The 19,059-nt window shown below is 65.0% G+C and carries 20 protein-coding genes and 1 pseudogene; 14 read left to right on the top strand and 7 right to left on the bottom strand.

Annotation, left to right across the window (positions count from 1 at the left end):
* The first annotated feature begins 82 nt into the window (after positions 1-82).
* The 11 genes and pseudogenes from rpmH to dapE all read left to right on the top strand — a co-directional run bounded on the left by rpmH (position 83) and on the right by dapE (position 9,894).
* Entirely contained in the window at positions 83-217 is a 135-nt protein-coding gene (rpmH, locus tag GGD61_RS15485; protein ID WP_008542748.1) for a 50S ribosomal protein L34, read from the top strand.
* A gap of 28 nt (positions 218-245) precedes the next feature.
* Complete coding sequence (gene rnpA / locus GGD61_RS15490; protein WP_092251793.1) at positions 246-659, top strand: ribonuclease P protein component; 414 nt, start codon at positions 246-248, stop codon at positions 657-659.
* Between the two features lie 16 nt (positions 660-675).
* Positions 676-2,529, top strand: a complete 1,854-nt coding sequence (gene yidC / locus GGD61_RS15495; protein WP_183230881.1) for a membrane protein insertase YidC — start codon at positions 676-678, stop codon at positions 2,527-2,529.
* A 132-nt stretch (positions 2,530-2,661) separates the two neighbouring features.
* Positions 2,662-3,315: a ribosome biogenesis GTP-binding protein YihA/YsxC gene (gene yihA, locus GGD61_RS15500; RefSeq protein WP_092251791.1), complete on the top strand. Its 654-nt coding sequence runs from the start codon at positions 2,662-2,664 to the stop codon at positions 3,313-3,315.
* A complete protein-coding gene (locus GGD61_RS15505; protein ID WP_177236889.1) occupies positions 3,315-3,680 on the top strand; it encodes a DUF423 domain-containing protein in 366 nt (121 codons plus the stop codon). Before yihA ends, GGD61_RS15505 begins: the two co-directional genes overlap by 1 nt.
* A 243-nt stretch (positions 3,681-3,923) precedes the next feature.
* Positions 3,924-4,811, top strand: coding sequence for an acetylglutamate kinase (gene argB, locus GGD61_RS15510; RefSeq protein ID WP_018320775.1), 888 nt, complete (start codon positions 3,924-3,926; stop codon positions 4,809-4,811).
* Between the two features lie 155 nt (positions 4,812-4,966).
* Positions 4,967-5,953, top strand: coding sequence for a DUF1036 domain-containing protein (locus GGD61_RS15515; protein ID WP_092251993.1), 987 nt, complete (start codon positions 4,967-4,969; stop codon positions 5,951-5,953).
* Between the two features lie 188 nt (positions 5,954-6,141).
* Positions 6,142-6,834 (top strand): annotated as a pseudogene (locus tag GGD61_RS15520) (pyrimidine 5'-nucleotidase).
* Positions 6,835-6,962: 128 nt separating this feature from the next.
* Positions 6,963-7,808 carry a 2,3,4,5-tetrahydropyridine-2,6-dicarboxylate N-succinyltransferase gene (dapD, locus tag GGD61_RS15525; protein WP_092251785.1) on the top strand — a complete coding sequence of 282 codons (846 nt, stop codon included), beginning with the start codon at positions 6,963-6,965 and terminating at the stop codon, positions 7,806-7,808.
* A 272-nt stretch (positions 7,809-8,080) separates the two neighbouring features.
* The gene (locus tag GGD61_RS15530; protein WP_183230882.1) at positions 8,081-8,731 is read left to right on the top strand and encodes a DUF805 domain-containing protein; all 651 of its coding nucleotides are present in this window, start codon (positions 8,081-8,083) and stop codon (positions 8,729-8,731) included.
* Entirely contained in the window at positions 8,728-9,894 is a 1,167-nt protein-coding gene (gene dapE, locus GGD61_RS15535) for a succinyl-diaminopimelate desuccinylase (protein WP_092251782.1), read from the top strand. Before GGD61_RS15530 ends, dapE begins: the two co-directional genes overlap by 4 nt.
* 176 nt (positions 9,895-10,070) lie before the next feature.
* Here the strand turns inward: dapE and truA are convergent, their stop codons facing one another.
* The 3 genes from truA to def form a co-directional block, all read right to left on the bottom strand.
* Positions 10,071-10,808: a tRNA pseudouridine(38-40) synthase TruA gene (gene truA / locus GGD61_RS15540; protein WP_092251780.1), complete on the bottom strand. Its 738-nt coding sequence runs from the start codon at positions 10,806-10,808 to the stop codon at positions 10,071-10,073.
* 6 nt (positions 10,809-10,814) lie between these two features.
* Positions 10,815-11,750, bottom strand: coding sequence for a methionyl-tRNA formyltransferase (gene fmt / locus GGD61_RS15545; RefSeq protein WP_092251779.1), 936 nt, complete (start codon positions 11,748-11,750; stop codon positions 10,815-10,817).
* Positions 11,751-11,951: 201 nt separating this feature from the next.
* Positions 11,952-12,476, bottom strand: a complete 525-nt coding sequence (def, locus tag GGD61_RS15550) for a peptide deformylase (protein WP_092251777.1) — start codon at positions 12,474-12,476, stop codon at positions 11,952-11,954.
* A 170-nt stretch (positions 12,477-12,646) separates the two neighbouring features.
* Here def and GGD61_RS15555 point away from each other — a divergent pair, with 170 nt between their 5' ends.
* From GGD61_RS15555 to GGD61_RS15565, 3 genes are all read left to right on the top strand, one after another.
* Complete coding sequence (locus tag GGD61_RS15555; RefSeq protein WP_092251775.1) at positions 12,647-13,843, top strand: DNA recombination protein RmuC; 1,197 nt, start codon at positions 12,647-12,649, stop codon at positions 13,841-13,843.
* 88 nt (positions 13,844-13,931) lie between these two features.
* Positions 13,932-14,234, top strand: coding sequence for a GIY-YIG nuclease family protein (locus GGD61_RS15560; RefSeq protein WP_018320785.1), 303 nt, complete (start codon positions 13,932-13,934; stop codon positions 14,232-14,234).
* Between the two features lie 86 nt (positions 14,235-14,320).
* Positions 14,321-15,685 (top strand): AmpG family muropeptide MFS transporter, encoded by a 1,365-nt coding sequence (locus GGD61_RS15565; RefSeq protein WP_018320786.1) that lies wholly within the window; start codon positions 14,321-14,323, stop codon positions 15,683-15,685.
* 134 nt (positions 15,686-15,819) lie between these two features.
* Here GGD61_RS15565 and GGD61_RS15570 read toward each other — a convergent pair whose 3' ends face one another.
* Genes GGD61_RS15570 through GGD61_RS15585 form a run of 4 tightly spaced genes read right to left on the bottom strand, consistent with a single transcriptional unit; the run spans position 15,820 to position 19,052 of the window.
* A complete protein-coding gene (locus GGD61_RS15570; protein ID WP_018320787.1) occupies positions 15,820-16,257 on the bottom strand; it encodes a hypothetical protein in 438 nt (145 codons plus the stop codon).
* A gap of 27 nt (positions 16,258-16,284) precedes the next feature.
* The gene (gene recR, locus GGD61_RS15575; protein ID WP_018320788.1) at positions 16,285-16,887 is read right to left on the bottom strand and encodes a recombination mediator RecR; all 603 of its coding nucleotides are present in this window, start codon (positions 16,885-16,887) and stop codon (positions 16,285-16,287) included.
* Between the two features lies 1 nt (position 16,888).
* Positions 16,889-17,209, bottom strand: a complete 321-nt coding sequence (locus GGD61_RS15580; RefSeq protein ID WP_018320789.1) for a YbaB/EbfC family nucleoid-associated protein — start codon at positions 17,207-17,209, stop codon at positions 16,889-16,891.
* Positions 17,210-17,237: 28 nt separating this feature from the next.
* Complete coding sequence (locus tag GGD61_RS15585) at positions 17,238-19,052, bottom strand: DNA polymerase III subunit gamma/tau (RefSeq protein WP_092251773.1); 1,815 nt, start codon at positions 19,050-19,052, stop codon at positions 17,238-17,240.
* Between the last annotated feature and the right edge of the window lie 7 nt (positions 19,053-19,059).

Here is a 19,059-nt window from a genome sequence, read left to right on the forward strand (position 1 = left end):
GAAACGGCTCGTTTTGGGCCGCATCTTCCGGACTTTACCATCAATTCTACAGGCAAATTGCCCGGTCAGCGGAGAAAAACCCGTGAAGCGGACTTATCAACCCAGCAAACTGGTGCGCAAGCGCCGTCACGGCTTCCGTGCTCGTCTCGCCACTGCCGGCGGCCGCAAGGTTCTCGCCGCCCGCCGCGCCCGCGGCCGCAAGCGTCTGAGCGCCTGAGCCGGACCCCCTTTTCCGGGATTTCATCATGGATCGGCTGAGGCAGCGGGCGGATTTCCTCGCCGTTGCCAATGGCGCGCGGGTTAACAGTCCCGCGTTCGTCCTGCAAAGCCGCCCCCGCGATGACGGCGGCCCGATCCGGATTGGCTTCACCGTTACCAAAAAGAACGGCAACGCCCCCGCGCGCAATCGTATCCGGCGCCGGCTTCGCGAATTGGTGAAGCGGCTCGATCCGGTGTCGATGCAGCCCCATCATGATTATGTCCTGGTCGGACGAAGCGGCGCGCTCTCGCGCGACTTCGCCACCATGCTCGACGATCTGCGCATGGCGTTCACGAAGCCGGCGCGGCATACGGCCAAGGGACCTGCGAAGGGACGCGGCCCGAGGACTGACCGTACCGGGCCCCGCCCCGCTCCTGCTGCCAGCCGCAAACCGGATTGATGACGAGACCCCAGAGATGACCGACAATCGCAATACCATCCTCGCCGTCATTCTGTCGGGCCTCGTCCTGATCGCCTGGCAATATTTCTACAATGTTCCGCAGATGGAGAAGCAGCGCGCCCAGCAGCAGACGCAGGCCGAGCTCCAGAAGACCACGCCGCAGCCGTCGGCCTCCGCGACGCCGGGCGCGGCGCCGCAGCAGCCGGGCAACGCCGCTCAGCCGGCAACGCCGGGCGCGAACCAGCAGGCCCAGCCCGTGGTGGCGCGCGAGGCCGCCATTGCAGCCAGCCCGCGCGTGAAGATCGACACGCCGCGGATTGCCGGCAGCATCGCGCTGAAGGGCGGCCGCATCGACGACATCGCGCTGGTGCAATTCCGCGAAACGGTCGATCCGAAGTCGCCGCCGATCATCCTCTATTCGCCCTCGGGCACCGCGGAGCCCTATTACGCCGAATTCGGCTGGGTGGCGGCGACAGGCGTGACGGCGAAGATGCCTGATGCCCAGACCGTCTGGCAGCAGGACGGCAGCGGCAGCCTGACGCCGACGACGCCGGTGGTGCTGAAATGGGAGAGTGGCGATGGCCTCACCTTCCGCCGCACCATCGCAGTCGACGACCATTATCTCTTCACCATCAAGGACGAGGTGAGCAATGTCGGCAATGCGCCGGTTACGCTCTATCCGTTCGCGCTGATCTCGCGCCACGGTGCGCCGCAGGTCTCCGGCTACTACATCCTGCATGAAGGTCTGATCGGCTATCTCGGCGACCAGGGCCTGCAGGAATATGCCTACAAGAAGATCGACGAAAGCAAGAAGGTGGACTTCAAGGTCACCAACGGCTGGCTCGGCATCACTGACAAGTACTGGGCCTCGGCGCTGCTGCCCGATACCAATGCCCAGCTGCAGGCGCGCTTCTCGTCGAACCCATCCGGCAACGTCCACACCTACCAGACCGATTACCTGCTCGACCCCGTCACCGTCGCGATCGGCGGCACTGCGACCGCGAACGCGCGGCTGTTCGCCGGCGCCAAGGAAGCCGGCGTGGTCGGCGTATTTCCGTTCGCCGGCCTCGGCGGCTACAACAAGGAGCTGGGGCTGAACCATTTCGATCTCTTGATCGACTGGGGCTGGTTCTACTTCATCACCAAGCCGATGTTCCTCGGCCTCGACTTCTTCTACCGCTTCTTCGGCAATTTCGGCATCTCGATCCTGCTCGTGACCGTGATCGTGAAGCTGCTGTTCTTCCCGCTGGCGAACAAGTCCTACGCCTCGATGGCGAAGATGAAGTCGGTTCAGCCGCAGCTGCAGGCGCTCAAGGAGCGCTACCCCGACGACAAGGTGAAGCAGCAGCAGGAGATGATGGAGATCTACCGCAAGGAGAAGATCAATCCAGTCGCCGGCTGTCTTCCCGTGCTGATCCAGATCCCCGTGTTCTTCTCGCTCTACAAGGTGCTGTTCGTCACCATCGAGATGCGGCACGCGCCGTTCTACGGCTGGATCAAGGACCTCTCGGCGCCGGATCCGACCAACCTCTTCAACCTGTTCGGGCTGATCCCGTTCGATCCGACCACGATCCCGGTGTTCGGCCACTACCTCGCGCTCGGCATCTGGCCGATCATCATGGGCATCACGATGTGGTTCCAGATGAAGCTGAACCCGACGCCGCCGGACCCGACGCAGCAGATCATCTTCAACTGGATGCCGCTGATCTTCACCTTCATGCTGGCGGGCTTCCCGGCGGGCCTCGTGATCTACTGGGCCTGGAACAACCTGCTCTCGGTGATCCAGCAGAGCTACATCATGCGCCGCAACGGGGTGAAGGTGGAGCTGTTCGACAATCTCAAGGCGACGTTCGCGAAGAAGGCGACGTAAGTCTCACACTCTGTCATTCCGGGATGGTGCGAAGCACCAGACCCGGAATCTCGAGATTCTCAAGTGCGCAATAGCGCACCAGAGCTCGATGCTTCGCATCGCCCCGGAATGACAGGAAGCAAAGAGCTTCGCATGACCGACGACAAAGATGCGAAGCTGATCGAGGCCGGGCGGAAGCTGTTCGCGCGCGACTGGCAGTTCATCTGGGCCTCGCCCTCGATCCAGACGCTGCCGCCGATGGCGGGGCTTGAGGTCGCCTTTGCCGGGCGCTCCAATGTCGGCAAGTCGAGCCTGATCAACGCGCTGACAGGGCGCAACGCGCTGGCGCGCACCTCGCATACGCCGGGACGCACCCAGGAGCTGATCTTCTTCGAGGTCCCCGGCAAGACCGACCTGCGCCTGGTCGACATGCCCGGCTACGGCTATGCCAAAGCGCCCAAGAGCCAGGTCGCGTCCTGGACCGAGCTGATCCACAAATTCCTGCTGGGACGCGCATCGCTTGCGCGCGTCTACGTGCTGATCGACGCGCGGCATGGCCTCAAGGAGGTCGACCTCGAGGTCCTCAAGACGCTCGACCGCTCGGCGGTCAGCTACCAGATCGTGCTGACCAAGGCCGACCAGGTGAAGGCCTCCGAGCTGCAATCGCGCATCGCCGAGACCAAGGCGGCGCTGGCCAAGCATCCGGCCGCGTTCCCGAACGTGCTCGCGACCTCGTCACGCAGCTCGACCGGCATGGAGAGCTTGCGCGCCGCGATGGCCAAGCTGCTGGAAGAGCGGGCCTCGTGATGGTGGCGCAGCGCCTGCTGATCGGGCTTGCCGGCTTGATGGGCGCCGCCGGCGTCGCGCTGGCCGCCGCCTCGGCGCATGGCGGCGATGCGAGCCGGCTGGCCTCGGCCAGCGCGATGCTGCTGTTTCATGCAACTGCCATACTTGCAGCTGTCGCCTTGCTCGCGCGCGGCCTTCTGCACGGCGGAATTGGCCTGATCGGCGCATTCGGCTTCGTGATCGGCGCCATGCTGTTCGCGGGCGACCTCACCTTGCGGCAATTTGCCGGACACTCGCTGTTTCCGATGGCGGCGCCGACGGGCGGGACGGTGATGATTTTGGGCTGGCTGGCGGTGAGTGCGGCGGCGGTGGCGGCGAGGAAGTGATACGCCTTCTTACCCTCCCCTGGAGGGGGAGGGTCGCTAGGCATGCAGCGAAGCGAAATGCGTAGCGGGGTGAGGTGACAGTCTCTCCATAGAAGTAATGCCCGTGTGGAGAGATCACCCCACCCCGCTCGCGCTACGCGCGATCGACCCTCCCCCTCCAGGGGAGGGTAAGACCACTTTGCGCCACGCCCGCCAATCGGATAGAACGCAGGCCGCTCCAGTCCCGCCAGCGAGATCCGCGACATGACCGACATCTCCCCGCTCGACCAGGCCCGCATCCTGTCGGAAGCGCTGCCGCATATGCAGCAGTATGACGAGGAAACCATCGTCATCAAATATGGCGGCCATGCCATGGGCGACGAGGAGACCGCGAAGAATTTTGCCCGCGACATCGTGCTGCTGGAGCAGACCGCGATCAATCCGGTGGTGGTGCATGGCGGCGGGCCGCAGATCGCGACCATGCTCAAGCGCCTCGGCATCGTCTCGGAATTCGCCGCCGGCCTGCGCATCACCGATGCGGCGACCATCGAGATCGTCGAGATGGTGCTCGCCGGCTCCGTCAACAAGCAGATCGTCGGCTACATCAACGAGGCCGGCGGCAAGGCCGTGGGGCTGTCCGGCAAGGACGGCAACATGGTGAAGGCGTCGAAGACGACGCGCACCATCATCGATCCTGGTTCGAACATCGAGAAGGCAATCGATCTCGGCTTCGTCGGCGACCCCGAGAAGGTCGACCTCACGCTGCTCAACCAGCTGATCGGCTACGAGCTGATCCCGGTGCTGGCGCCGCTCGCAACCTCGAAGGAAGGCCAGACGCTGAACATCAACGCCGACACTTTTGCCGGTGCGGTTGCCGGCGCGCTGAAGGCCAAGCGGCTGTTGCTGCTCACCGACGTGCCCGGCGTGCTCGACAAGTCGAAGAAGCTGATCCCGCAATTGTCGGTGAAGGATGCCCGCAAGCTGATCGCCGACGGCACCATTTCCGGCGGCATGATCCCGAAGGTCGAGACCTGCATCTATGCGCTCGAGCAGGGCGTCGAGGGCGTCGTCATCATCGACGGCAAGATGCAGCACGCCGTGCTGCTCGAGCTCTTCACCAACCAGGGCACGGGAACACTGATCCACAAGTGAGAGACGAGCGGACAAAGAAAACCGTCATGGCCGGGCTTGTTCCGGCCATCCACGATCTTTCGATCCGCGCCAAGAACGTGGATGGCCGGGACAAGCCCGGCCATGACGAGCGGAGAGAGCGGAGAAATCGCCGCTCGCCCGTGACCCGCTTCCTGATGGCGTTGCCGGCGGCGGCCGTCTCGTTCCTGTTCTCCTCGGTGCCGGCCTTCGCCGATCTGAAGATCTGCAACCGCATGTCCTACGTCGTCGAGGCAGCGATCGGCATCGACGACAAGGCGGCGACCGCGACGCGCGGCTGGTTCAGGGTCGATCCCGCCACCTGCCGCGTGGTCGTGCAGGGCACGCTGACCGCCGACCGCATCCTGCTCAATGCCCGCGCGCTCGGTGTCTATGGCGCCTCGCCGATTCCGCAGAACGGCAGCGACATGCTCTGTGTCGCGCAGGACAATTTCGTCATTGCTGCGGCCCGGCAATGCCGCAGCGGCCAGACCCAGGCCGCGTTTACGCAAGTCACCCCGACGCAAAGCGCGGACGGCAACCTCATTGCCTATCTCGCCGAGGATTCCGAATATGACGACGAGCAGGCCCGCCTCGCCGGCATCCAGCGGCTTTTGGTCATCGCGGGCTACGACGCCGCGCCGATCGACGGCGTCGACGGGCCGAAGACGCAGGCAGCCCTGGCCGCGTTCCTGAAGAGCCGCGGATTGTCCTCGGACATCGTGGGCTCGCAAAACTTCTTCAAGACCATGGTCGATGCGGTGCAGACGCCGTCCGCGACCGGCCTCACCTGGTGCAACGATACGCCGCACAAGGTGATGGCGGCGATCGCGACCGACGACGGCAAGTCCGTGACCAGCCGCGGCTGGTATCGCATCGATCCCAAGACGTGCCTGCATCCTGACGTGACCGGCCAGCCGAAGCAGATCTTCAGCTTCGCGGAGGCCGTTGACGCCGACAACCGCGCCGTCAAGCTGAAGGACCGGCCACTGAACTGGGGCGGCGACAGGCAGCTCTGCACACGCGAGACCAAGTTCGAGACCGTTGAGCAGACCGATTGCGGCGCGCGCGGTTTCGGGGCGACGGGATTTGGCGCGGTGGACATGTCGAGCGGCGGCAAGACGCTCCGCTTTGCGGTGCCGTGATGGTGTTGCTGTGATGGTGGCGGCGCCACAAACTCCGCTGTCGTCCCTGCGAATGCAGGGACCCATAACCACAGGGAGTGGTTGTGGCGCGAAGCTGGTCACCCCGAATCTTCGCCAAACCACTCCCTGTGGTGATGGGTCCCGGATCGCGCTTCGCTTGTCCGGGACGACGAGCTGAGAATGTTGATATGAACCAACCCCGCACCTTTGCCCATGTCGACACCTGGGTATTCGACCTCGACAACACGCTGTATCCGCATCACGTCAATCTGTGGCAGCAGGTCGATGTGCGGATCACCGAGTTCGTGTCGAGCTGGCTGCAGGTGACGCCGACGGAAGCGCGATAACTGCAGAAGGATTATTACCTACGTTTCGGCACCACGATGCGCGGCATGATGACCCTGCATGGCGTGTCCGCCGACGACTATCTCGCCTACGTCCACAAGATCGACCATTCGCCACTGGAGCCGAACCCTGCGCTCGGCGAGGCCATCGCAAAATTAACGGGGCGCAAGCTGATCCTGACCAATGGCTCGGTCGACCATGTCGATGCCGTGCTGGCGCGTCTCGGCCTGGCAACGCATTTCGACGGCGTGTTCGACATCATCGCCGCCCAGTTCGAGCCGAAGCCGGCGGCGCAGACCTATCAGAAATTCCTCGCCGACCACGCGGTCGATCCGACCCGCGCCGCCATGTTCGAGGACCTCGCCCGCAACCTCACCGTCCCGCACCAGCTCGGCATGACCACCGTGCTGGTGGTGCCGGACGGAACGAAGGAGGTGGTGCGGGAGGACTGGGAACTGGAAGGCCGGGATGCTGCCCATGTCGACCACGTCACGGATGATCTGACGGGGTTTTTGGCGGGGTTGTCGCCCAAATAGCCACTGTCGTCCCGGGCTCGCTTCGCGCCCCGGGACGACAGCGGAGTATGCCTTGACTCTCCCCCGCCAAATCCCGAAAAAGCGCTCCAATTCACACGAAACCACGCCTTCCCCCAGAGGAAATCCCGATGTCTCTTGCAGCCCTCGAATCCACCATCAACAGTGCCTTCGACGCGCGTGACGGCATCTCGACGTCGACCAAGGGTGAGGTGCGCGAAGCCGTGGACCAGGCGCTGGAGACCCTGGACAGGGGTGAGGCACGCGTTGCCGAGCGCGGGGCCGACGGCAAGTGGAAGGTCAATCAATGGCTGAAGAAGGCGGTGCTGCTGTCGTTCCGCCTCAACGACATGGACGTCATTCCCGGCGGCCCCGGCCAGGCGAGTTGGTGGGACAAGGTGCCCTCGAAGTTCGAAGGTTGGGGCCCGAACCGCTTTCGCGACGCCGGTTTTCGTGCGGTGCCTGGCGCCGTCGTCCGCCGCTCGGCCTTCATCGCCAAGAACGTCGTGCTGATGCCGTCCTTCGTCAATCTCGGCGCCCATGTCGATGAGAGCACCATGGTCGACACCTGGGCCACGGTCGGCTCCTGCGCCCAGATCGGCAAGCGCGTGCACATCTCCGGCGGCGCCGGCATCGGCGGCGTGCTCGAGCCTCTCCAGGCCGAGCCCGTGATCATCGAGGACGATTGCTTCATCGGCGCGCGCTCCGAGGTCGCCGAGGGCGTGATCGTGCGCAAGGGCGCGGTGCTGGCGATGGGCGTGTTCCTGGGCGCCTCGACCAAGATCGTGGACCGCGAGACCGGCGAGGTCTTCATCGGCGAAGTGCCCGAATATTCGGTGGTGGTGCCCGGCGCGCTGCCCGGCAAGCCGATGAAGAACGGCCAGATTGGCCCGAGCACCGCATGCGCCGTCATCGTCAAGCGCGTCGACGAGCGCACGCGCTCCAAGACCAGCATCAACGAGCTGCTGCGGGATTGAGTTAGAGCGACGATCCCAGACCCATCCCCGTCACCCTGAGGTGGCCGCTCCTTCAGCGGCCCTCGAAGGGCGACGGCCCGGCTGGCGGCGACATCGCGGGCCGTTCATCCTTCGAGGCTCACCATGGGACGCGTCGCGTCCCATGCTTCGCACCTCCAGCGACAACGGCTTCGCCGTTGCGCGGGGATGACGGGTCTTAGAGCCCTATCGAACCCACCCTTCTTCCATCGCGACCAATCTTCGGGCGGCTCCTCCCGCCCGGAGCCGTTCGCATGGACTGGACCTGGTATCTGTTCCGCTTCGACGGTCGCATCAACCGCGCCCTGCTGTGGCAGGCGCTGCTGATCGTCGCGCTGCTGGCGGGCTTGCTCGGCGTGATCGGTCAGGTGATCCACCTCCTCAATGCCGACGGATCGTTGAAGCTATCCATCAAGCTCGATTTCGACTTCGGGCTCGACGACCTCTTCAAGCTGGTCGATCCCCGGACCTATCGGTCGCTGGCCTCCTTTGACCGCACGGATCTGATCCTGAAGTCGTCCGGCCTTTCGCTGTTCTTATGGATTTTCCTGGCGACGGCCATCAAGCGGCTGCACGATCGCGACAGGAGCGGCTGGTGGATCGTTCTGTTCTTCTTCGTGCCCGGGCTGTTCAGCCAGTTCTCGGACCTGCTGCCCGACGCCAGTTGGGTGCTTCCCTTCAGCCTCGCCGCGTCCGCTCTGTGGCTGTGGGGAATCATCGAGCTGTTCATCGTGCCCGGCACTGCGGGCCACAACCGGTTCGGCCCCGATCCGCTCGCCGACTTCGACGATGGCTCCGCATCCGCCGCTCCCCCTGCGAAAAGCTGGGACCAGAGCCGCGAGATCGAAATTGTCCCGCCCCGCGCTAGCCCACCCGGCGGCATGCATGTTAAGCGGGGCGCATGACCGATGCTCTGTCCATTGCCCGCGATCTGATCCGCTGCCCCTCGGTAACCCCTGAAGATGCCGGTGCGCTCGGGGTGCTCGAAAAAGCCCTCACCGCCGCCGGCTTCACTTGCCACCGCGTGACCTTCAGCGAGGAAGGCACTGCCGACGTCGACAATCTCTATGCGCGGATCGGCACTGAAGGCCCGCACATCACCTTTGCCGGCCACACCGACGTGGTACCAGCAGGTGACGAGAGCGCCTGGAGCGTCGGCGCGTTCTCCGGTGAGGTAAGGGACGGCGTCCTGCACGGCCGCGGCGCGGTCGACATGAAGGGCGGTATCGCCTGCTCGGTGGCCGCGGTGCTGGAGCATCTCGCCGCCAACGGCGGCCAGCCGCGCAGCGACGGAAAGGGCTCGATCTCGTTCCTGATTACGGGCGACGAGGAAGACGTCTCCATCAACGGCACCATCAAGCTGTTGAAATGGACGGCCGAGCGCGGCGAAAAATTCGACCATTGCGTGCTGGGCGAGCCCTCCAATGTCGAGACGCTCGGCGACACCATCAAGGTCGGCCGCCGCGGCTCGCAATCCGGCACGCTGTATGTGGATGGCGTGCAGGGCCATGTCGCCTATCCGCACCGCGCCTCCAATCCGGTGCCTGACATCGCCAGGCTGATCGTGGCGATCTCCGGCGAGCCGCTCGACCATGGCAGCGCACAATTCCAGGCCTCCAATCTCGAGTTCACCTCGGTCGACGTCGGGAACAAAGCTAACAACGTCATCCCCGGCGAGGCTCGCGCCAAGTTCAATATCCGCTACAACGACAACCACACCCAGGCCTCTTTGCGCGAGCTGGTCGAGACGCGGCTGACAAAGGCCTGCGGCAACCGCATCAAGGCCCGCATTGTCTGGGAGCCCTCGAACTCCAACGTGTTCGTCACCAAGCCCGGCCCGTTCACCGATCTCGCGGTGTCCGCGATCGAGGAGGTGACGGGGCGGAAGCCCGAGCTGTCGACGTCAGGCGGCACGTCGGACGCGCGCTTCATCTCGAGCTATTGCCCGGTGATCGAGTTCGGGCTGGTCGGCCAGACCATGCATCAGGTCGATGAGCGGGTGCCGGTTAAGGATCTGGAGAAGCTGACGCAGGTCTATCGCGGGATTTTGACGCGGTATTTTGCTTAATACTCCGCTGTCATCGCCCGGCCAGTGCGCAATTGCGCACTAGGACCGGGCGATCCAGTATTCCAGAGACGATAGTGATCGAACCGAAAGGCCGCGGCGTACTGGATGCCCCGGTCAAGCCGGGGCATGACAGCGAGGGTGTGGAGAGAGCGCGCAGCCTTTGCGCTCTCACACCTCTAATAATCCACCTTCATCAGATACAGCCCATCCGGCGGGGCGACGATGCCGCAGGCGGCGCGGTTGCGCGCCTCCAGCGCTGCGGAGAGATCGTCAGCGGTCCAGCGGCCCTCGCCGACCCAGACCAGCGAGCCCACCATCGAGCGCACCTGGCTGTGCAGGAACGAGCGCGCCGAGGTGACAATGGTGATGTCGCGGCCGTCACGCAGCACGTCGAGCTGGTCGAGCGTCTTCTCCGGCGACTTGGCCTGGCACTCGGTGTCGCGGAACGTGGTGAAATCGTGCTTGCCGAGCAGGCGCTGTGCCGCCGCATGCATCGCATCGGCATCGAGCCGGCGCGGCACGCGCCACGCGTGGCCGATGTCGAGCGCGAGATTGGCGCGGGTGTTGACGATGCGGTAGCGGTAGTGGCGCTTCACCGCCGAGAAGCGCGCTTCGAAGGTGTCAGGCACGATCTCCGCCTCCAGCACCGCGATCGGATGCGGGCGCAGATGCGCGTTGAGCCCGTCGCGAAACCGGCCCGGCGGAAACTGCTTGTCGATGTCGACATGCGCGACCTGGCCGCGCGCGTGCACGCCGGCATCGGTGCGGCCGGCGCCATGCACGCGCAAATCCGCGCCGGTCATCGCCTTCACGGCCGCCTCCAGCGCGCCCTGCACCGAGGGCAGCGTGTCCTGCACCTGCCAGCCGAAAAACGGCGCGCCGTCATATTCGATGGTGAGCTTGTAGCGGGGCATCGCTGATTAGTTGAACCTCGCTCCCGCCTTCAACGGCACGCCGCGCAGGAAGTCCGCGGCCTGCATCCGGCCCTTGCCCTCGCGCTGGAGCTCGATGATGCGGATGGCGCCCTCGCCGCAGGCGATGGTGAGCTTGTCATCGAGCACTTCGCCCGGCGCGCCCGACCCCTTTACCAATTCACACCGCAGGATCTTGACGCGCGCATTCTCGCTGACGCCGCCAAGCTCGGCCCATGCGCCGGGAAACGGCGACAGGCCGTGGATGTGGCGCAGCACGGCGCGCGCCGGCCCCGTCCAGTCGATTCGCGCCTCGGCCTTGTCGATCTTGGCGGCGTAGGTGACGCCGTCCTCGCTCTGCTTCTTGAGCTGGAGCCCATCGCGGGCGAGTGCGGCCATCGCGCGCACCATGAGATCGGCGCCGAGGCGGGAGAGACGATCGTGTAAATCGAGTGCAGTCATGTTGTCGGTGATGGCGAGGCGCTCGGCCATGGCGACATCGCCGGTGTCGAGGCCGACATCCATCCTCATCACCATCACGCCGCTCTCGGCATCATCAGCCATGATCGCACGGTTGATCGGCGCTGCGCCGCGCCAGCGCGGCAGCAGCGAGGCGTGCAGATTGTAGCAGCCGAGTTTTGGCGCATCGAGGATCGCCTGCGGCAGGATCATGCCGTAGGCGACGACCACGGCGGCATCGGCATCGAACGCGCTGAACTCGTCGAGCGCTTCCTGGGTCTTCAGCGTCTTCGGCGTCAGCACGGGAATGCCGAGCTTTCGCGCGGCCTCCTCGACCGGCGTCGGCTGCAATTGCAGCCCGCGCCGCCCGCCGGGCTTCGGCGCGCGGGTATAGACGGCGACGATCTCATGGCCGTGCGCGACCAGCTCGAGCAGCGTCGGCACGGAGAAATCGGGCGTGCCCATGAAGATCAGGCGGAGGGGCATGACAAGGACTCGATGCGTTCCCTCCCCCTTGTGGGGGAGGGCTAGGGAGAGGGGTGCCACACGACGCGCTCTTTCGGCACGAGCGTTCGCGGCACGCACTCGATTCAGATGACGGATAGACTTCCGCCTGGGCTACCCCTCTCCCCCGCCCTCCCCCACAAGGGGGGAGGGAGCGCAGGGGAATGCGGGCAGCACCAAAACTCACTCCGCGCGCTTGGCGGCTTTCTCGAACTTCTTCATGACGCGGTCGCGCTTGAGCTTCGACAGATAGTCGACGAACAGGACGCCGTTGAGGTGGTCGATCTCGTGCTGGATGCAGGTGGCATAGAGGCCTTCTGCGTCCTCCTCGTGCACCTTGCCGTCGAGATCGGTGAAGCGGACGCGCACCTTCGCAGGGCGCTCGACCTCCTCGTAGTATTCGGGGATCGAGAGGCAGCCTTCCTCGTAGACCGAGAGTTCCTCGGACGAGGCGATGATCTCGGGGTTGATGAAGACGCGCGGAAGCGGCGTGGTCTCGCCGTTCTCGTCGCGCTTGGCGAGGTCCATGGTGATCAGCCGCAGCGGCTGCGCGATCTGGATCGCGGCGAGGCCAATGCCGGGCGCGTCGTACATGGTCTCGAACATGTCGTCGGCAAGCTTGCGGATCTCCGAGGTGACCTTCTCGATCGGCTTGGAGACCAGACGCAGCTGCCTGTCGGGCAGGATGATGATTTCTCTGAGGGCCATGGCCGCGATTTAAGCCCCGCGCCGGGTGCGGTCAATGCGGCCGGGAACCCCGTTAACTCTCCGCTAACCATAAAACTTCGCTTTTCATTAACCATGAAAATTAGGGGACCATTAACCGTCAACGTTCCCTCTTCGTTCGCGGGAGCCAGCGAATCGGCTAGAAGGGCGGCATGAATGAGATCATTTTCATGTTGGGCGACTGGCCGGTGCGCACGATCGATGCGCTGATCGGCTTCGGCGCCCTCGTCCTCATCCTCCTGGTGGTCATCGCCGTCGTGATCGCCCGCTCGGGCCGACGCGGCGCGGAACTCGCGATGGCGCATGCGATCCGGGCCGACGAGCTCGAGGAGCGCCTCAGCGAGGTGCTGCGCGCCCAGAGCGAATCCTCAGGGCGGGTCGACGCCATGACCCAGGCGCTGGCGGGACGCCAGGCCGAGATGGCGCGCGCGGTCAACGAGCGGCTGGATTCGGTGACCCATCGCGTCGGCCAGTCGATGGAACATTCGACCCGCAACACCATGGAGAGCCTGCGCGCACTGCACGAGCGGCTCGGCATCATCGACAGCGCCCACAAGAACCTCACCGATCTCACCACCCAGGTCACGACCCTGCGCGACGTGCTCGCCAACAAGCAGTCGCGCGGCGCCTTCGGCCAGGCGCGGATGGAGGCGATCGTCCAGGACGGTCTTCCAAAGGGCGCCTACGAGTTCCAGTTCACGCTCTCGACGGGAAAGCGGCCGGACTGCGTCGTGTTCCTGCCCGACCAGCGCCCGCTCTGCATCGACGCGAAATTTCCGCTGGAGGCGATGACGGCGCTGCACGACGCCCGCACCGACGAGGAGCGGCGCGTCGCCACGCAGCGGCTGCGCGGCGACGTGATGAAGCATGTCAGCGACATCGCGGAAAAATATCTCGTCACCGGCGAGACCCAGGAGATGGCGCTGATGTTCGTGCCGTCGGAATCGGTCTACGCCGAGATCCATGACGGTTTCGACGACGTGATCCAGAAGGCCTATCGCGCCCGCGTCGTGCTGGTGTCGCCCTCGCTCTTGATGCTCGCGATCCAGGTGATGCAGCAGATCATGAAGGACGCGCGCATGCGCGATGCCGCCGACCAGATTCAGACTGAAGTGATCAAGCTCGGCGACGATCTGGGCCGTCTTCGCGACCGCGTGGTCAAATTGCAGAAACACTTTTCCGATGCGAACGAGGACGTCCGCCAGATCCTGATCTCCGCCGACAAGATCGAGAAGCGTGCCGGAAGGATTGAGGAGCTCGATTTCAGCAAGAGCGATGCGGAAGGGCCGCGGCTGGTGGCGACGGGCGCAAGTGAGCTGTTCCCGCGGAAGCTCCAGGCGGGGGAGTGATTCTCTTCTGAGATCAGGTACGCTGCCGGCCCAATTTCACTGTCGTCGCCCGGCTTGACCGGGCGACCCAGTATCCCAGAGACGGCAGATGAGCCCTCGCTGCTACTACGTGTACATTCTCGCCAGCAAGATTGGCGGAACACTCTACATTGGCATCACCAACGACCTCATCCGCCGGGTCGCACAACACAAGCTGAAGCTCATCGAGAGCTTCACGAAAGACTACGGCGTCGTGAGGCTGGTCTACTTCGAGCAGTTCGATGACCCCGAGAATGCGATCAAGCGGGAAAAGCGCCTGAAGAAGTGGAAGCGTGATTGGAAGATCGCGCTGATCGAGAAGGACAATCCGGACTGGAACGATCTCTATCCGGAGATTGCAGGTCCTCCATAACTCCGGCCTCTGGAATACTGGGTCGCCCGGTCGAGCCGGGCGACGACACCTCACTTGTGGCCCCCAGAATCTGCTAACACCGTCCCATGACCGCTCCCGACGCGACCTCCCCCGCCGCGACCTCCGCTCCCGCCGCCTCCTGGCGCGACAGCCTTGCCGTTTACCTGCAGCCGCGGGTGCTGATCGTGCTGTTTCTCGGCTTCTCCTCCGGCCTGCCGCTGGCGTTGTCGGGCTCGACGCTGCTGGTGTGGATGCGCGAGGCTGGGGTTGACCTGAAGACGATCGGGCTGTTCGCGCTGGTCGGCACGCCCTACACGCTGAAATTCTTGTGGGCGCCGCTGGTGGATGCGCTGCACGTGCCGCTGTTCACCCGGGCGTTCGGGCGGCGGCGCGGCTGGCTGGTGTTTTCGCAACTACTGCTGATCGTCGCGATCCTGCTGCTGGCGATGACCGACCCGGCCAGCTCGCCGTTCTACGTCGCGCTGGGCGCGCTGCTGGTGGCGACGACGTCGTCGACGCAGGACATCGTGGTCGACGCCTTCCGCGTCGAGAGCCTGCCGGAGAGCGAGCAGGCCGCCGGCATGGCGGCTTACGTTGCGGCCTACCGCATCGGAATGCTGGTCTCGACCGCGGGCGCGCTGTTCATCGTCTCGGGCTTCGAAGGCACCGGCATAGCCCGCACGTCTGCCTGGATGTGGGGCTATGTGGTGATGGCCGCGATGGTGCTGATCGGCACGATCACCGCGTTGGCCGCGACCGAGCCGGCGCAATCCGCACAGGCGGAAGCTGCGACACAAACCGAGACCGCATTTGCGCGTGTGTTGAGCGCGGCGATCGGCGCGTTCTCCGAATTCCTGTCGCGCAAGGACGCACTCGCCGCGCTCGCCTTCGTCGTGCTGTTCAAGTTCACCGATGCCTTCTCGGGCACGATGACGGCGCCGTTCGTGATCGACCTCGGCTTCACCCGCAACGATTATGCGGCGATCGTGAAGGGCGTCGGCCTCGCCGCCACCCTGATCGGCGGGTTTGCCGGCGGCTTCGTCGCGCGGCGTTATTCGCTCGCGACCAGCCTCTGGATCGGCGGCGTGGTGCAGGCGCTGGCCAATTTGTCCTTTGCCTGGCTCGCAATGGTCGGCACCAATCAATGGGCGCTGGCGCTCGCGATCTGCGCCGAGAACTTCACCAGCGCGATCGGCACCGTGATCTTCGTGGCCTACCTGTCGGCGCTCTGCCAGAACCCGCTGCACACGGCGACGCAATATGCGCTGCTCACCGCGCTCGCGGCGGTGGGGCGGACCTATCTGTCGTCGAGTGCGGGCTATGTCGCGGAGACGACGGGCTGGCCGCTGTTCTTCGTGATCTGCGTGCTGGTGGCGATCCCGAGCCTGCTGCTGCTCGCCTGGTTGCAGAAGCGCGGGCATTTTGAGGCGCTGGGGCCAGTCAGGGTGTGATGGTCTCGTAGTTTGAAGGTCTCGTAGGGTGGGCAAGGGCGCGACGCGCCGTGCCCACCATCGCGCCAGGAATTCGAAAGAGGTGGTGGGCACGCTTCGCTTTGCCCACCCTACGGCATCTCGCCTCGCCGCCCCTACTGCTTCTTGATCAGGCTCCACTTCGTGATCACGGCTTCGCTCATCTGGCCGGGGTCGCTGGCGCAGGCGACTTCGTCGACCTTGACCGAGATTTCCTTGCCGACGAACGTCTTCAGCTGCGCCGCTTGCGCATCGCCGCTCGGAACGAGCTGGAAGGTCTCGGGCCCGGTCTCGAGATTGCACAATCCGTTCGGCGGCGGCAGGCGGCGCGGCTCGGACGTGATCTGGTAGGTCGCAACCCGCTTGCCGGCATTCTTGACGTCGCGCACTTTCAAGGCGTTCAACTCGCCGGACAACACCTCGCCGGCGTTGATCGGCTTGCCGGGCTTGGACGGCGGCGGCGCCCCGTCGTCCTGCTGCGCGGAGATGGCCGGGCTCGCCAGCAGCATCATCGTCGCGACCAAAGCCAAGCGTGTGGCGAAAAGTTTCGTCATGTCGTCCGTTCCGTAAAGTCTGGATGGCTAGAACAGGGTACGCTGCCGCATCGCGGCCGATAGCGTACCTTCATCGAGATAATCAAGCTCGCCACCGACAGGCACACCATGGGCCAGCCGGGTTACTTTTACGTTGGCGTCCTGAAGCAGGTCGGTGATGTAGTGCGCCGTGGTCTGGCCGTCTACCGTCGCATTCAGCGCCAGGATGATTTCATGCACCCGAGAATCATGTGCGCGCGCGACCAGCGCGTCGATGGTCAGATCCTGCGGGCCGACGCCGTCGAGCGGCGACAATGTCGCGCCCAGCACATGATAGCGACCCTGGGTCGCATTGGCGCGCTCCAGCGCCCAGAGATCGGCGACGTCGGCGACGACGACGATGATGGCGTCATCGCGCTTGGGATCGGTGCAGACGGTGCAGGGATTTTGCGTATCGATGTTGCCGCAGGTCTTGCAGACCTGGACCTTGTCGAGCGCGACCTGCATGGCCGAGGCCAGCGGCATCATCAGCGCTTCGCGCTTCTTGATCAGATGCAGCGCCGCGCGCCGCGCCGAGCGCGGACCGAGGCCCGGCAGTCGCGCGAGAAGCTGCACCAGCCGCTCGATTTCGGGACCTGCAACCGCGCCCATCTTACTGGCCGAACAACCCCGGCGGCAGGCCGAGACCGCCGGTCAGCGACTGCATCTTCTCCTGCATCGCGGTCTCCGCCTTGCGGCGGGCATCACTGAGCGCGGTGACGAGCAGATCTTCGAGCACTTCGCGCTCTTCCGGCTTCATCAGCGAGGGGTCGATCTTGATGCCCTTCACGTCCATCTTCGCGGTCATGCGCACGGCGACGAGGCCGCCGCCGGAGATGCCCTCGACTTCCACATTGCCCAGCTGCTCCTGCATCTCCTGCATCTTGGATTGCAGCTGCGCCGCCTGCTTCATCATGCCGAGAAAATCAGCCATCGGTGCTCGTCCTTGGAAAAAGATGGGCTCAGAGATCGTCGCCGTCGGAACCGTCGGGCGGATCGTCACTGCCATAGTCAGCGTTTATATTGGCTTCCGGCGTCTCGGGGGCAAGCCTGCGGACCTCGACAACCTTGGCACCGGGGAATCGCGACAGCACCTCCCGCACGCGCGGATCGGCCTCCGCGGTACGGGCATGCTCCTGCTTCGCCGCCTGGTTCACCGAGCGCAGCGTCGGCTGGCCCTGCTCGTTGGAGACAATCACTGTCCAGCGGCGGCCGGTCCACAGCTCGAATTTCCTCGCGAGCTCGGAGATCATGGTCTTGGAGGCGTTCGGCTCGAGCGCGACCTCCAGCCGGCCCTCCTCGAAACGGACGAGGCGCATGTCGCCTTCGAGCGCGCTCTTGGTCATGATGTCGCGCTTCTGCCCGGCCAGCGCGACGAGCTGGGTGAAGCTCGTGATGCGCAACGCCGGCGCCGCGCCTTGCGGATCCGGCGCAGGTGCGGCCATCTGCGGCCGCGCACCACCACCGCCAAATGAAGGCGACGAGGTCGGCATGCGAACAGGCGCTGCGGAGGCCGTCGGCGCGGCCGGTACGCTGCGTGCAGCGCCGCCGCCGCTCGCGGCCGGCGAGCCGCCGCCGTTCTGCTCCAGCATCCTGATCGCTTCGTCCGGCGTCGGCAGGTCGGCGACATAGGCGATGCGCACCAACACCATCTCGGCGGCCGCAGCCGGGCGCGTTGCGGCCTGCACCTCGGTGATGCCCTTGAGCAGCATCTGCCACATCCGCGACAGCACGCGCATCGAGATTTTCGAGGCGAACTCCTTGGCGCGAACCCGCTCGGTCTCGCCATAGGCGACGTTGTCGGCAATCGCCGGAATGACCTTCACGCGGGTGACGAAATTGACGAATTCGGCAAGGTCCGAGAGCACGACGATGGGATCGGCGCCGACGTCGTACTGGTCGCGGAACTCCTTGAAGGCGGCGGCGATATCGCCGCGCGCCAGCGAATTGAAGAGGTCGATGACGCGGGTGCGGTCGGCGAGCCCCAGCATCTGCCTGACCGCGTCGGCCTTCACCGTGCCTGCCGCATGGGCAATGGCTTGATCGAGCAGCGACAGCGAATCACGCACCGAGCCTTCGGCGGCGCGCGCGATGATGCCGAGCGCCTCCGGCTCGATCTCGACGCTTTCCTTCGCGGCGATATTGGCGAGGTGCTTCATCAGCACGTCGGCCTCGACGCGGCGCAGGTCGAAACGCTGGCAGCGCGACAGCACGGTGACGGGAACCTTGCGGATCTCGGTCGTCGCGAACACGAATTTGGCGTGCTCCGGCGGTTCCTCCAGCGTCTTCAGGAAGGCGTTGAACGCCGCCGTCGACAGCATGTGGACTTCGTCGATGATGTAGACCTTGTAGCGCGCGCTGGCCGGCGCGTAGCGCACGCTGTCATTGATCTGGCGGACGTCGTCAACGCCTGTGTGCGAGGCCGCGTCCATCTCCAGCACGTCCATGTGCCGGCTTTCCATGATCGCCTGGCAATGCACGCCCAGGGTCGGCATGTGGATGGTCGGGCCCTTCACCGAACCATCCGGCATCTCGTAGTTGAGTGCACGGGCCAGGATGCGCGCAGTGGTGGTCTTGCCGACGCCGCGGACGCCGGTGAGGATCCAGGCCTGCGGAATTCGCCCGGTCTCAAACGCATTGGAGACGGTGCGGACCACCGCTTCCTGGCCGATCAGATCGTCGAAACTGGAGGGACGGTATTTGCGCGCCAGCACCCGGTAGGGCGCGTTGCCCGAGCCGGCGCTGTCGGGGTTGGGAGGGGCGCCAGCGTCGGTCATCGGTCGA

The organism is Bradyrhizobium sp. SBR1B, assembly GCF_014198205.1.
Taxonomy (GTDB): Bacteria; Pseudomonadota; Alphaproteobacteria; order Rhizobiales; family Xanthobacteraceae; genus Bradyrhizobium.

Excerpts from the sequence above, each read along its gene's own strand:
- rnpA (WP_092251793.1), top strand. The coding sequence starts at position 246 with ATGGATCGGCTGAGGCAGCGGGCGGATTTCCTCGCCGTTGCCAATGGC.
- yidC (WP_183230881.1), top strand. The coding sequence starts at position 676 with ATGACCGACAATCGCAATACCATCCTCGCCGTCATTCTGTCGGGCCTC.
- yihA (WP_092251791.1), top strand. The coding sequence starts at position 2,662 with ATGACCGACGACAAAGATGCGAAGCTGATCGAGGCCGGGCGGAAGCTG.
- GGD61_RS15505 (WP_177236889.1), top strand. The coding sequence starts at position 3,315 with ATGGTGGCGCAGCGCCTGCTGATCGGGCTTGCCGGCTTGATGGGCGCC.
- argB (WP_018320775.1), top strand. The coding sequence starts at position 3,924 with ATGACCGACATCTCCCCGCTCGACCAGGCCCGCATCCTGTCGGAAGCG.
- GGD61_RS15515 (WP_092251993.1), top strand. The coding sequence starts at position 4,967 with ATGGCGTTGCCGGCGGCGGCCGTCTCGTTCCTGTTCTCCTCGGTGCCG.
- dapD (WP_092251785.1), top strand. The coding sequence starts at position 6,963 with ATGTCTCTTGCAGCCCTCGAATCCACCATCAACAGTGCCTTCGACGCG.
- GGD61_RS15530 (WP_183230882.1), top strand. The coding sequence starts at position 8,081 with ATGGACTGGACCTGGTATCTGTTCCGCTTCGACGGTCGCATCAACCGC.
- dapE (WP_092251782.1), top strand. The coding sequence starts at position 8,728 with ATGACCGATGCTCTGTCCATTGCCCGCGATCTGATCCGCTGCCCCTCG.
- truA (WP_092251780.1), bottom strand. The coding sequence starts at position 10,808 with ATGCCCCGCTACAAGCTCACCATCGAATATGACGGCGCGCCGTTTTTC.
- fmt (WP_092251779.1), bottom strand. The coding sequence starts at position 11,750 with ATGCCCCTCCGCCTGATCTTCATGGGCACGCCCGATTTCTCCGTGCCG.
- def (WP_092251777.1), bottom strand. The coding sequence starts at position 12,476 with ATGGCCCTCAGAGAAATCATCATCCTGCCCGACAGGCAGCTGCGTCTG.
- GGD61_RS15555 (WP_092251775.1), top strand. The coding sequence starts at position 12,647 with ATGAATGAGATCATTTTCATGTTGGGCGACTGGCCGGTGCGCACGATC.
- GGD61_RS15560 (WP_018320785.1), top strand. The coding sequence starts at position 13,932 with ATGAGCCCTCGCTGCTACTACGTGTACATTCTCGCCAGCAAGATTGGC.
- GGD61_RS15565 (WP_018320786.1), top strand. The coding sequence starts at position 14,321 with ATGACCGCTCCCGACGCGACCTCCCCCGCCGCGACCTCCGCTCCCGCC.
- GGD61_RS15570 (WP_018320787.1), bottom strand. The coding sequence starts at position 16,257 with ATGACGAAACTTTTCGCCACACGCTTGGCTTTGGTCGCGACGATGATG.
- recR (WP_018320788.1), bottom strand. The coding sequence starts at position 16,887 with ATGGGCGCGGTTGCAGGTCCCGAAATCGAGCGGCTGGTGCAGCTTCTC.
- GGD61_RS15580 (WP_018320789.1), bottom strand. The coding sequence starts at position 17,209 with ATGGCTGATTTTCTCGGCATGATGAAGCAGGCGGCGCAGCTGCAATCC.
- GGD61_RS15585 (WP_092251773.1), bottom strand. The coding sequence starts at position 19,052 with ATGACCGACGCTGGCGCCCCTCCCAACCCCGACAGCGCCGGCTCGGGC.